This window comes from Bradyrhizobium sp. BR14999 (assembly GCF_056106085.1).
This window is the reverse complement of sequence record NZ_CM148536.1, coordinates 3375277-3388577: the sequence shown is the minus strand read 5'-3', so window position 1 is coordinate 3388577 and position 13301 is coordinate 3375277. Positions and strand designations below refer to the sequence as shown.

The following is a 13301-nucleotide window of genomic DNA, read 5'->3' as shown; positions in this document are numbered from 1 at the left end:
CGGCCCTCCTATCGGGAAGATCGTCTCGAGCACACAAAGTGCAGTGCCAGGATGGCTGCACGCACGGCTTCTTCAAGGGATGTTGTGACACAGCAAGAGGACTCATGAAGCCAGAGCCTGCCGTTGCCGCGCGGTCGCAAGTCCTCGTTCGGAGCGCCACCACTTCACAAACTCCGTCAGTCCGAGTTCGAGCGGCACCGTAGCTTGGAAGCCTAGCAGACGTTCCATTTTGCCTGTCGACGCCACGCGGCGCGGTACAGGATTGATCGAGTGCTCGGGTGCGATTTGCGGGAGCACGCCGTCATGGCCCATAACGGAAGCCAAGGCCGAAGCGAGCTGCACCAGGCTTGTTTCGATGCCGCTCCCCACGTTGAACACCTCGTCGCTGACCTTTGCCCTCGCCGCAAGGATGGTTGCGCGTGCTGCGTCACGGACATGCACTAGGTCCAAGGTCTCCTGGTCGTGCCCAACTATCACCGGCGGCGTTCCAGCCTCCATTTCCTCCATCCAGCGGATCAGCATCTCGGCGTATCGACCGTGCACGTCCATTCGGCTGCCATACACGTCAAAATATCGCAAAGCGATATAGTCGAGACCGTGCATATCGTTATAAGCGCGGAGCAGGCCTTCATTGCAGACCTTCGCTGTTCCACAGACCGTACGGTTTCCATACGGGTTCTGATGCTCCGTCGTCGGAAATTCCTCCGCCGCACCGTACACCGAAGCGGAAGACGCGGCTATGAGCTTCTCGACGTCATACCTGACGCAAAGTTCAAGCAGGTCGAAGGTACCGTTCACCATGACCTCCATGGCAAGACGCGGTTCGGCCATGCAATGGGCGCTGCATGGTGCAGCGTGGTGAAAGATGATGTTGGCTCCTTTTACAAGCGCTTCCACCAACTTGGTGTCGCGCAAATCGCCGCGGACCAATCGCACGGGTCCTCGATTAAGCGACTTCCTAAGATTCTCCGGTCGGCCGGTCGTCATATTGTCGAGCGCGACGATCTCGACGCAACCTTCGTCGCACAACAAATCTACGATATGCGAACCGATGAATCCGGCGCCTCCGGTAACGAGAACGCGCTTGCCCTTGAGATCCATCCTGACCGCTCTCCTGGTTCTAGGCTAATCGGCCATATCGAGGCATTTTGTCCTGAAATGCCCAGTTGCTTCGAAATATTCGCGTCTCTCGTGTCGCGACCTTTCTCACTTCGGCGGCAACAATGCCCGGTTGCTCCGGCAACAGCTCGGGATAAATGGGAAGCGATAGAAACTCACGCGCAAGCCTCTCACTTACAGGCAGATCGCCGACACGATATCCAAGTTCTACGTAGCTCTGTTGTAAATGGACCGGAACGGGGTAATGAATGCCAACGCCAATTCCCGCGCGGCCCAGCATGGCAAGAGCCTGATCGCGATGCAGAAGCCTAAGGGCGTAGATATGATAGACATGCCGGCTGTGGCTGGGTGGCCGCGGACGCGCAAGTGCCAGATCGGACAGCTCCTGATCATACTTCGTGGCGATCGATCGACGAGCCTCGGTCCAGGCTTCGATGTGGTCCATCTTCACGTTCAGTATTGCCGCGTGAACTTCGTCCATTCGGCCATCGTATCTTGCGAAAATATGATTTCGCTCGTCCTCCGGCGTTCGATCGAGGAGCAAGGACACGCGTCGCGCAAGTTCCGGCTGATCGGTAACAACTGCTCCGGCCTCGCCATGGGCTCCGAGATTCTTGTCGGGATAGAAGCTGAAGCAGCCGAAATCTCCGATCGAGCCGGCACGCCTGCTCTTGTACACAGCACCATGCGCCTGCGCAGCGTCCTCGATTACAAACAGACCATGGCGGCGGGCAATCGACATGATTGGATCCATGTCCGCCATGAGCCCATGCAGATGGGCCGGCAGGATCGCCCTCGTTTTGTTCGTAATCGCAGCCTCGAGTAGAGCAGGGTTCATCGTCCAGGTGACTGGATCAACGTCCACAAAGACAGGTGTTGCACCGCAGCTGATAATGGCAGCCGTCGCCGCGACGAAATTCATCGAGACCGTGATCACCTCATTGCCCGGCTCCACGCCAGCGGCCAGCAATGCGAGACGGAGCGCCGATGTGCCACTGTTAACGGCGCTGCAGCAAGCGACGTTGCAGTAATCCGCGAAGCGTTTCTCGAAAGCGCCCGCTTCACGTCTCCATCTAGACCGTTCGTCTCGAATGGCACGCGCGATCGCAACGTCGATTTGCGATCCGACCGTGCGAGCTTGTGCTTTCAAGTCCAAGAAGGGTATCAAATCGGTTACCATGCTCGCTGTCGAACAACCCAAACCAATTTAATCGCATCTTTCTATTTAAATCAAATAATAAATAACAACAATAAAATCGCAATTAACGAAACGCCGACCATACATTTTCAAGCGGCACACATACCGCGAAACCGGGTTAAATAACCCGAAAGCCGGCCATTGGAAACTGGCCCGTAGAGAACATTTGGACAGCGCAAAGTTTGCGCCACCAATCTGCGGCCGGCTCCGAACGGTAGACTGGTTTTATCGAATGAAATGCGAGACTTCGTTCAGATACTTGCCGTAGCCGCTTTTCTCCAGGGGCCCGGCGAGCGCGGCGACTTGATCGCGATCGATAAAGCCCTGCCTCAGGGCAATTTCCTCCAGACAGGCAACCTTCATCCCCTGTCGCTTTTCGAGCGTCTGCACGAACATCGCCGCATCGATCAGCGATTCCACCGTGCCTGTATCGAGCCAGGCGAAACCTCGACCCATCCGCTCTACATGGAGCTTCTTGGCCGAAAGATAGCGCATCTGCAGATCCGTGATCTCGAGTTCGCCGCGCGATGACGGCTCGACGCGTCGTGCGTAGCGCACGACGTTGTTGTCGAAGAAATAGAGACCTGTGATCGCCCAGTTCGAGCTCGGCTGCTTCGGCTTCTCCTCGATTCGCAGCGGGCGATCGCCCTCATCGAACGTAACGACGCCATACCTCTCCGGGTCTCGTACATGATAAGCGAAAACGGTTGCACCTTCCTCACGCTCGGCAGCCCTTGCGAGCATTTCGCTCAGGCCGTCGCCAAAGAAGATGTTATCTCCAAGCACCATCGCAACGCGATCGCTCCCGATGAAGTCGGCGCCAATAATGAACGCATCCGCCAGACCGGCGGGTCGGGGCTGCTCCGCGTAGCTGAGCCTAACTCCCCATTGACTGCCGTCCCCCAGTAAACGCTCGAACTGACACCGATCTGATGGCGTGGTTATGATAAGAACCTCGCGCACGCCTGCCAGCATCAGCGTTGACAAGGGATAGTAGATCATCGGCTTGTCATAGATGGGCAGTAGTTGCTTGCTGATCGCTCTCGTGATTGGATACAGTCGAGTTCCGCTGCCCCCGGCCAGCACAATTCCTTTCAGCATCGATTCTACCTTCCGCGAGTTGGTCGAGACAAGTTTCGAGAGAACAAGGCCATAACGGCAATCGAATGCCTAAGACGCGTTCGGCCTTGGATGAATCGAGACGCGAATTCCGCGGCCGTCGCGCGGCCGTCTGGTACTGTTCGCTCGTGATCGCCTCAAGCTGCGGCACTCGGATTCCGCGATGAGCGAGCAAGTCGAAAATCGCTTGGGCAAACCCATGCCAAGTCGTCTCACCTTGTCCGGCAAGATGAAAGATGCCGGCCATGGCTCTACGATCGTGGGTTAGCAGTCGCGCCGAGAGCTGAAGGATCGCCGACGCAAGGTCGAGCGCGGAAGTTGGATTTCCACATTGGTCCTGAACGACTCTGACGACCGGTTGCGATTCACAGAGCCGCAGCATCGTCCGAACAAAGTTGTTGCCATAGGGACTATATAGCCATGAAGTGCGAATTACCGTTGCCAGGGGGTGAGCTGCTAGTACGGCAGCTTCGCCAGCGAGCTTCGATGCGCCGTACACATTCATTGGCGCAGGAACATCGCTTTCCTCGTAAGCATCCAGCTTTGTGCCGTCAAAGACATAGTCGGTTGAGATGTGGATGAACGGTATATTCATTTGCCATGCGACATCGGCCAACGCGGCCGCTGCGTCGCGATTAATGCTGAATGCTCTTGCTACTTCCGATTCTGCTAGGTCCACCGCCGTGTAAGCGGCAGCGTTGATGATCATGGACGGTGCGAATGGATCGATCGCTCGACAGAGCTCCCCATGGGCCTCCAGATTGAATTCGCTGCGTCCAAGGGAGACCACGGGCATGCTGTGCAGCACCGCGAGGTCATGAAGACACCTTGCCAACTGACCGTTGCGACCAGCAATCAAAATGGGCCTTTCCGTCATTCGCAGCCTCAATGTTGTGTAGCCAAGAGCCCTAGACGCGAGCCGTCATAAACCCCGCTGCGGGCACGCTCCCACCATGCGCGGCTCTTGAGATACCATGCGACTGTTTCGGTCAGCCCCTGCTCGAACGTCCTTGTGGGCCGCCAGCCGAGCTCACGGCGAGCTTTCGATGCGTCAATCGCGTAGCGGACATCGTGTCCCGGACGATCCGGCACAAAGGTAATCATCGATCGTCTCGTTGCCGGACCGGGATACAGTCCGTCGACGACGTCGCAGATCTGGGTGACCACGTCGAGGTTGGACCGTTCGCTATCGCCGCCGAAATTGTACTTCTCGCCGGGCTTGCCTTCCGACAGAAGCGTGATCAAACCTGCCGCATGATCCTCAACATGCAGCCAGTCGCGTACGTTTCGGCCGTCGCCATACACTGGCAGCGGCTTGCGCTCGATCGCATTGAGAATCGTCAAAGGGATGAGTTTTTCTGGAAATTGGAACGGCCCGTAGTTGTTCGAGCAATTCGACACAATGACCGGTAGGCCATAGGTCTTGAACCACGCAAGCGCGAGATGATCCGAGGCCGCCTTGCTCGCCGAATAGGGCGAGCTCGGCCGGTAAGGCGTTTCCTCCCGGAAGTAGTCGGCAAGTCCGAGTGAGCCGTAGACCTCGTCTGTCGAGACGTGAACGAAGCGAAACCGCTTTCGTCGTGGCACCGAGAGGCCCTCATAGTATTTTCTGGCTGCTTCCAATAACGTGTACGTGCCCACGATATTCGTGGCAATGAAAGCGGCCGAGCCTGTGATCGAGCGGTCGACGTGACTCTCGGCTGCGAGGTGAACAATCGCGTCAGGCTGGTAGCTGCTAAACACGAAATCCATGGCCTCGCGGTCGCAGATATCCTGCTGCTCGAACAAGTATGACTTTAACCCCTCGATAGGCGCCAACGAGGCTGAGTTGGCCGCATAGGTCAGCTTATCGACATTGATCACTGCGGCGTCCTTCTGCAGCACCAAGCTACGGCACACTGCAGACCCGATAAATCCCGCTCCCCCGGTCACCAAAACGCGCATCTGACCGCTCTCCGTCACTCGAAAATGGCCGTAAGCTGGTCCAGCCTGGGCAGGGACCTGTCTTTTGGCGACACTTGGGCCTCGACTGTTGTCACCGGCCACTCGATCGCCAGTGCCGGATCGGCCCAATAGAGCCCTCCGTCATGGCTTGGAGCGTAGACCTGGTCGACCTTGTAGAACACGATGGTCTCAGGTTGCAGCGTGCAGAAACCGTGCGCAAAGCCTTTCGGGACAAGCAGTTGCTCACCCGTTTTGCTATCCAGCTTGACAGCTATATGCTTTCCGAAGGTCGCCGATGAACGCCGAAGATCGACCACGACATCCAGAATAGCGCCGCTTAGCACTCGTATGAGCTTGGCCTGGGCGAACGGCGGTCGCTGGAAATGCAAGCCCCGGACCGTTCCAATCTTGTCTGAGCTGGATTGATTGTCCTGAACGAAATCGACATGAATCCCTTTCTCAGCGAAGGCCGATCGCTGAAACGTCTCACAGAAATACCCCCGCGCGTCGGATACTCGATCCGTTTGAATGATCTTAATATCTGGGATCTCTAAACACCGTACTTCCAGCATGAAAACGTCCTCCGGTACGTGGTGCTCAGTCCCGCCAGAAGGCGCAACGAGGTCTTCAAAGCACCGATCGAAATTGCTCTCGTCGAAACCGCTCTCGCCGCTGTCATTCGAGCCGTCATGATGGGCGCTCGCACATGCCACGCGTCTGCAGCGCGGGAGGAATTCGAGGCCTTGAGCCGGCTCGCTTCGCCTCGCCGTGCCAGCAAACACGCGGACCATTCAAGGCGTTCAACTGTCGTTGAATGATCGGGGAGGCCCGACACGCTTCTTACCTTCACGATCAGTCCCGCCGGGCTACCCTTTAACCACCAGAATTCAAATCTCATTTAATTCCGCCCGCCGATTATCGTCGAGCGCGCAAGAGCGACGCCGCACTTGGCCAAGAGGCCGCTTCCCATGGCTGTCGTCCAATTAATACCCGAATAATATTTAATTTGGCAATCATATTTTTCCGAGTTATATTCATTTAATAAATCATACCAGACGCTCGCATGCGGGCGGCCGAACCGACGCGCTCCCGACCCAGACAGGTACCTCATGCTTCAGAGCAATCTTCTACAGACCGACAGAACGCGCGTGTCTCTGGGCGAGCAGGCCCAGTCGAACCAAATCGACGGCGGGGGAATCGGCGATCTCGTCAAGTTCGCGGTTGTTTTTCTAAAACGTCGATATCTTATGATCATCGTCACCGCAGCTCTCGTATTTGCAGCCGCGATGCTCTACCTGCGGTTTGCTCCCCCCACCTACACAGCTCAAGTACAAATCCTGCTGTCCAATCCTCGAGCTCAATTCGTTCAGCAACAGTCACTTCTTCCGGAGCCCGTCGTCGATGCGGCCCAAATCGAAACGCAACTGCAGATGATAAGGTCGCGGGGAATTGCAGCGGCAGTCATAACGCAGCTGGATCTAGCCAACGATCCAGACTTTACGGGTTCACGGTGGTCCTTCAGCTCGTTACTGCAGCGTATTCGAAACCGCGGTCAGCAGCCGGAGCACGATTCGAAGGCTGATACGCCTAGGGAAGGCGCCATCGCCGCGTTGTTGGATAGGCTTTCCGCGTACAGGATCGGATATAGCAAAATCATCGAGGTCAGCTACAGTTCGAGCAGCGCAGAGCGCGCGGCGGAGATCGCTAATGCCGTAGCTAACGCGTACATTAACGACCAGATGAATGCGAAATTCGAGGCCACGCGAACCGCAGCCAGTTGGTTGCAGGAACGTCTCCAAAACCTCAATGAGCAAGCACTGACGGCCGAACGCGCCGTGAGCGCATATAAGTCTCAGAACAACATCGTCTCGACCGGCGGGAAACCGATTGACGAACAACCCGTCAACGATCTTAACGCGCGATTGGTGGCCGCCCGAACTCAGACCTCCGATGCACAGGTCAAGTTCAATCGGTACGACGCGGTCCTGCGTGCCAATGCAGCTGGCTCCTCCACGATCAGCGCTCCTGACGCGGCGAGCGCAGATGTCCTCCAGAGCGCGATTATCAATACGCTTCGGCAGCAATATCTCGAGTTGTCGCGTCGCGAAGCCGATTGGTCAGCCCGATTCGGCCGCGACCATTTGGCAGTTGTCAACCTGCGGACGCGGATACGCGACATTCGCACTTCCATCCTTGAGGAAGTTAAGAGGCTCGCCGAAACCAGCAAGAACGAATTGGAAGCTGCTCAGCAGCGGCAGCAGGAGCTCGAGAAGCAGCTTGCGCGAGCCGTCTCGCAATCGCGCCTGACGAACTCCGCAGAACTAACCATACGGGAGCTGGAGAGCCGAGCGAAAAGTCTGCGCGCCATGCATGAGGCGTTTCTGCAGCACTCCATGGGGGCAACTCAGCAGGAGACATTTCCGATTTCGGAAACACGGGTGATCTTTCCCGCCTCCCCGCCAGAGCGCAAGAGCAAGCCGAAGGCAAATTTTGTGCTGGGTTTAGGCCTAGCCGCCGGGCTGGCGCTCGGGATCGGCTTGGCTCTTCTGCGAGATGTTATGGACAGAGTTTTTCGCACGTCGTCACAGATAGAGGCCGCACTGGAGCTACCGTGCTTGTCGTTGGTCCCTTTGCTGTCGGCTCCGAAGGCGCAGAAGTCGACCGTCCGATCTCAGCAATCGGATGAAGATCTGCGATCACACACGATGTCAAACGTGCCGACGCTTCACCGAGCCGTCATCGGAATGCCGCTCTCCCGCTTCACGGAAGCCATCCGTTCGATCAAGCTTGCTATAGACCACACCCCAGTGAAGGCCTCCAACCAGGTGATAGGACTCACGTCGGCACTGCCAAATGAGGGCAAGACGACGATTGCAGCCTCTCTAGCTCACCTCATCGCACATAGCGGCAAGCGGGCTATTGTCGTCGATTGCGATCTTAGAAACCCTTCACTTTCCACAGCTATGGCTCCGAAAGCTGAATTCGGATTGCTCGAGGTGGCAAACGGAAAGCGTTCCCTCGAAGAAGCGCTCTGGCACGATGCCCGAACTAATCTCGCATTCTTGCCAGCCGTCCGCCGCGGGCCCCTGCTTCACACGAGCGAGATCCTGTCCGCCGAAAACGTAAGCAAACTATTCGATCGTTTGCGGCAGGCCTATGACTACGTCATAGTGGATTTCCCGCCACTCTCGCCTCTGGTAGATGTGCGCGTCACTGCGCCGTTGGTCGACTGCTACGTTCTCGTCGTCGAATGGGGACGGACGAAAATCGATGTGGTTCAGCATGCCCTGCATACTGCGCCGACCATCTCCGATTCCTTGATCGGCGTCGTCCTTAACAAGACCGATATAAGGGCAATGGCACGGTACGACGCTCACCGGAGTGATTACTACGATGACAGCCACTACGTCAGATATGGCTTGTCGGACTCTTAGGATGCCCCTCTGAGATGCGTCGGACCAAACGATGGAGTCAGCGCCTTCTGCAACATGCTCTCCGCTGTGAGCGGGTCAGAGTCAGAGATGGTGTAAAATGGTTGTCCAGTCTACAATGCTCGCTGTGCCTGCGGCCATTGCGCCGGCTTTTACTGTGGTCGAGAGCCTACTGGGTCCAGGGGTGCTATCTGGCTTTCTTGCGGCCGCCATACTGGGCGTCGGCCTCTTCTCCACGTCGTCAACCCTCGCCTCCTTCGCGAAGCTTCTGCGGCCCCTCTTCATTCTGGCTCTTGTCGCACCCGTGCTTTGGATCGCATTGCAAGTTGTTCCGATCCCGTTCCGCGGCCTCGGAAATCAGATCTGGGCGACGGCGTCGGCAGCCCTACACCAACCTCTCGCGGACAGGTTCTCAGTTGATGTACGCGAGACGATACTGGCGCTATCACATTACAGCCTTGTTCTCGCCGTGGCCCTCGTCACCGCCGTCGTTACCCTGGACAAGCAGCGGGCGGCGCAGGTCCTCAGTGTCCTTGTATCGGTCACTGCTGTCATCTGCATATTTTCGATATGGAGAAGAAGCAACCCGAGTGGTTCCGTGCCCGGCGAACAAGTCTGGACGGGCTCGACCGAGGCGGCACTTGGTGTCCTTCTCTCCACTGCAATGGCTATCCGCGCGGTCGACCAGCTGCGGCGGCCTAGACGGTCCCCTCGCGCGCCGACAGGACCGCTCGCCATGCTTAGCTGCGCAATTCTATCATTGATCGTCTCCCTATCGGCAGTCGCGCTTTGCAGCGGCTGGACCGCGCTGATTGCCGTTCTGCTCGGAGCGACAACCATCCTCACGGTGGTCGCTATTCGCAAATTGTTCTTTGGCATGTGGGGCAGAGCTGGCGTTCTCGCGACCGCCGCCATGTTGTTCGTCGCCGCCTTCACTTTCATTCCGATCAATCGAAATGCCGACCTGACGATTTCCTTATCGACACAAACTCGGGCCGCAACCGAGCGGATGCTACAGGACACTCACCCGATCGGAACCGGCGCAGGCACGTTTGTTGCGCTTCTGCCGATTTATGGGGACGTTGGCGTGGTCGCAATGCGCGAACGGCCGACCGCTGCCGCCGCGGTCGCGGTCGAGATGGGACGTACGTTCCTCTGCGGCCTGTTGATAGTCGCCCTCATCAGCGCCTGCATCTTGTTCGGGCGCGCCCTGTCTCGCAATCACGCTTACCTATACCCGGCGATCGGCGCAGGCGCTTCCGTATCGTTGACAATACTGGCATTTGCAGAAAATAGCCTTTTCGATTTATGGGCATCATTGTTGGTGGCGGCGGTTTACGGCCTAGCTTTTGCTCAAAGCCTGTCCAGTACAGCCCGCGACGTGGATTCCATCGAGTTGCGGCAGCTCACGCAGGAAGCCGGCGACCGAACCACGGCAGCGCGACGAATTCCTACAACCGCCATGGCTTCCCCATGGCCTCTGACACGCGTTGCTCTGACAGTGATCGGATTGCTGTTAGCTGCGCAAGCAGCGTGGATGGTCTCGCAAATCTGGCCTTTTGGTGATCGCCTCTCAGTTTCAGCGGTTGCCGGTTCGAACGAAGCCTGGGCGTCAGCGCTCCAATCCACGCGCGAGAATGCCGCGACGATCTCAGGGTTCTCTGCAACTGTGGGCCTTAGGTCTGACAAGGCTGCGGACCCGCAGAACACCGGGCGGTCCGCGGACTTGAATTCCTTTTCCGCAGTGCTGGAATACTCACCCCTTCGAGGCGACGTTTGGCTCATGCTTGCGGCGCTTTCAAAGCAGCACGCGGCGACTTATGACACGGCAAGCCTACTTAAGATGTCCTACTATACTGCACCAAACGCGCTGGATCTTATTCCACTACGGCTTTCCGTCGCTCTCGGTACTGATGCTGCGATCAAGGAGCCTGAGCTTCGAGATCTTATCCGACGCGACCTTAAAGTTGCCATGACCGGCCGGACCGCACTCCGGCCAGCCATCGCCACCGCATACCAGTCGGCATCAGCAGACGGCAGGGCGTTTGCCGAGAGCTCTATTTCGGAGCTCGACCCAGGCTACGTTCAGAAGTTGCGCTCGCGAGGCCCATAGCCTTTTTTAGCAGTATGCCCCGATCGCACCCAGATCGGTCCTGATTGATATCGCGACGCGTTTAACGTGCTCAGATTAAATTTATCGCACCCGCGACGAATTCTGTTGATTAATTTATTTAAATTTATAGTATATTAATTATTAACCGCCTGCGTTCCTTGTTGATTAGCCATGAATTTTATCAACCGGCATATCGGCGATCATGAGAGCGATCTAACTCTCCTCAGCTCACAATCGTCCATTGCTGATGAAGGCAAATGGCCCGTCCGGTACGACGCTGTCGAATTTGTAGCGATCTGCGCCGATATCGCGACCATTCTATTCGCCGGCTTCCTTTCCGCGCTTCTTTCACCCGGCAGCCCGGCACCAGCCGGCCTCGCCCAGGCATGCGCCTACGCGGCCGCAGCATCAGTCTCTTTTGTCTACATTCTGAACGGCAGGGGACTGTATCGGCCAACCGAACTCCTCGTACTCCGAAGTCAAGTTCGCGCCATTTGCCTCACGTGGATCTTGTTGCATGTCCTGGCCGCCGCTGTGGAGATGCTCGATGACAATCCACAGTTCTTTCGAGGTGCCGGCCTCCTGTTTGCGGCACTCGGCCTGGCATCTTTGATTGCGCAACGGTGCGTTGCCAGAATACTGCTGATAAAATGCTTCAGTGGCAGGCGGTTCGCTCGGACGAATCTCGTCCTGATCACCGATCAGCCGCCCTCGGCTCATGCTGGCCTGTCGGAGACTCTCGCGGTCCTCGGCTATCGCGTTAAGGGCCGCTTTGGTTTGCCCACGATGGGCTCGGACCCTGATTCCAGAAAACGGCTCAGCTCCCGCGTGATCGAACATATTCGCAATTCCGAAGTCGATAAAATCGTGCTGGAGGCCAATCCCGAACGATGGGCCGATCTTCGTGCCTTTATCTCCGACCTGAGGGTGCTACCTTTCCCTATCGTGTTCGTCCCGGTTGGCGCTGCATCCGAACTGCTTCGACATCCGACGAGGAGCTTGGGAAGTGCCGCTTGCGTAGAGATCCAGCCCGGCCCCCTCACCGCAATCGAGTGCGCCAGCAAGCGAATAGTTGATATTATCGGTGCGGGACTTGCTTTGACAGTCTTTGCACCATTGCTCGCGATAGCTGCGGTCGCGATCAGACTAGATTCTCCCGGTCCGATCCTCTTCAAGCAACAAAGATGCGGCTTCAATGGCCGAATATTTTCCATCCGAAAGTTTCGGACGATGCATGTGCTTGAGAATGGGTCCGTCGTCGTTCAGGCAACGCCTCTTGACCCTCGCATCACCAGGGTCGGCAGATGGCTGCGGCGAACGAGCTTCGACGAGCTGCCGCAGTTGTTGAATGTCCTCGACGGCAGCATGTCATTGGTAGGCCCACGCCCCCATGCCGTCGCCCACGACGGACAGTTCGATAAGCTCGTCCGGAAGTACGCCTTGCGGCGCCGAGTGAGACCCGGATTGACTGGGTGGGCTCAAATCCATGGCTGCCGTGGACCAACGCCTACAGCGACCATGGTTGAGAGACGTGTGGAGTACGATCTCTGGTACGTCGACAATTGGAGTCTTCGGCTTGATCTCGAAATCCTGCTTCGGACTCCTCTTGAGGTTTTGCGGGGTCGCAATGCTTGTTGAGTTGCATTGCTCTTGGCGGCCCACCCGGCAAATCACTTTTCAGCCGCGCGAAACTGGATGCTGCGATCGGATCAAATCACGCCCGCTGCCGGACCCTCGAATTTGTTTCGCCCAACCTGAACTCCTCAATTTTGCGGCCCGACTTTATAGCTGCAACCAGCCATCGTGGCCGCTTTCCCCGACCCGACCAGGTTTCGGACGTCTGAGGATTGCGGTATTTCGGGAGCACTCGGGGATATTTGCGTCTGGGCTTTCCGGCAGGTGAAATTTCGGGTCCCGCCGAGTGATTGGCAAAAGTGCCCATACCGCCCCCGAGCACCGCCAGCCGCTTCTCTAGTTCCTGCTTTTCAGCCTTAATCCGGGCTGATAAAATCCCGCTAATTTCCTCATGAAGCGACCAAAGATCGTCGAGGGACATTGCTTCTAGTTCAAGCTTCTTAGTCGTCATGTGAGCATCCTGTAGTTGCGCCCATTTGATACCGCCCCGGTTGATTAATCAAGTCCGAGTGTCAGCTTTCCAACAAAAAATGTATGGAACCGAACCGAAATTCGCGTTCCACTTAACTAAGTAATCGGCGCTAATCAAGGCAGAAAAATAAGCTATCCGCAGAATTTAATTGCGGGGAAGCGAACATCGCCTAGCCGTGCGTGTAGCCGCATCCGCAGGCAAAGCGACGATTCTAAAAATGAAGGAATAAATTAGGCGGGCCGCAAGACCAATCTGCCACGCCGCACTCTC

At 56.9% G+C, this 13301-nt stretch carries 10 protein-coding genes; 3 read left to right on the top strand and 7 right to left on the bottom strand.

The genetic code is table 11. The features are described 5' to 3' along the window. Positions 1 to 102 precede the first annotated feature (102 nt). From ACR9YP_RS15605 to rfbC, 6 genes are all read right to left on the bottom strand, one after another. The gene (locus ACR9YP_RS15605) at positions 103 to 1101 is read right to left on the bottom strand and encodes an NAD-dependent epimerase/dehydratase family protein (protein WP_438106252.1); all 999 of its coding nucleotides are present in this window, start codon (positions 1099 to 1101) and stop codon (positions 103 to 105) included. A 19-nt stretch (positions 1102 to 1120) separates the two neighbouring features. Then, positions 1121 to 2287: a DegT/DnrJ/EryC1/StrS family aminotransferase gene (locus tag ACR9YP_RS15600; RefSeq protein ID WP_474221064.1), complete on the bottom strand. Its 1167-nt coding sequence runs from the start codon at positions 2285 to 2287 to the stop codon at positions 1121 to 1123. A gap of 255 nt (positions 2288 to 2542) precedes the next feature. After that, positions 2543 to 3418 carry a glucose-1-phosphate thymidylyltransferase RfbA gene (rfbA, locus tag ACR9YP_RS15595; protein ID WP_438106251.1) on the bottom strand — a complete coding sequence of 292 codons (876 nt, stop codon included), beginning with the start codon at positions 3416 to 3418 and terminating at the stop codon, positions 2543 to 2545. After that, a complete protein-coding gene (gene rfbD, locus ACR9YP_RS15590) occupies positions 3327 to 4313 on the bottom strand; it encodes a dTDP-4-dehydrorhamnose reductase (protein WP_438106249.1) in 987 nt (328 codons plus the stop codon). The genes rfbA and rfbD overlap by 92 nt, the downstream gene beginning before the upstream one ends. Positions 4314 to 4321: 8 nt before the next feature. After that, entirely contained in the window at positions 4322 to 5380 is a 1059-nt protein-coding gene (rfbB, locus tag ACR9YP_RS15585; protein ID WP_438106247.1) for a dTDP-glucose 4,6-dehydratase, read from the bottom strand. A gap of 14 nt (positions 5381 to 5394) precedes the next feature. After that, a complete protein-coding gene (gene rfbC / locus ACR9YP_RS15580; protein WP_438106245.1) occupies positions 5395 to 5952 on the bottom strand; it encodes a dTDP-4-dehydrorhamnose 3,5-epimerase in 558 nt (185 codons plus the stop codon). Between the two features lie 537 nt (positions 5953 to 6489). Here rfbC and ACR9YP_RS15575 point away from each other — a divergent pair. The 3 genes from ACR9YP_RS15575 to ACR9YP_RS15565 all read left to right on the top strand — a co-directional run bounded on the left by ACR9YP_RS15575 (position 6490) and on the right by ACR9YP_RS15565 (position 12562). Continuing rightward, the gene (locus tag ACR9YP_RS15575; protein WP_474220353.1) at positions 6490 to 8814 is read left to right on the top strand and encodes an AAA family ATPase; all 2325 of its coding nucleotides are present in this window, start codon (positions 6490 to 6492) and stop codon (positions 8812 to 8814) included. Positions 8815 to 8929: 115 nt separating this feature from the next. After that, positions 8930 to 10924, top strand: coding sequence for a hypothetical protein (locus ACR9YP_RS15570; RefSeq protein ID WP_474220352.1), 1995 nt, complete (start codon positions 8930 to 8932; stop codon positions 10922 to 10924). Between the two features lie 171 nt (positions 10925 to 11095). Further along, a complete protein-coding gene (locus ACR9YP_RS15565; RefSeq protein WP_474220351.1) occupies positions 11096 to 12562 on the top strand; it encodes an exopolysaccharide biosynthesis polyprenyl glycosylphosphotransferase in 1467 nt (488 codons plus the stop codon). A gap of 76 nt (positions 12563 to 12638) precedes the next feature. Here the strand turns inward: ACR9YP_RS15565 and ACR9YP_RS15560 are convergent, their stop codons facing one another. Beyond that, positions 12639 to 13010: an H-NS histone family protein gene (locus ACR9YP_RS15560; RefSeq protein WP_438106238.1), complete on the bottom strand. Its 372-nt coding sequence runs from the start codon at positions 13008 to 13010 to the stop codon at positions 12639 to 12641. Positions 13011 to 13301: the final 291 nt, after the last annotated feature.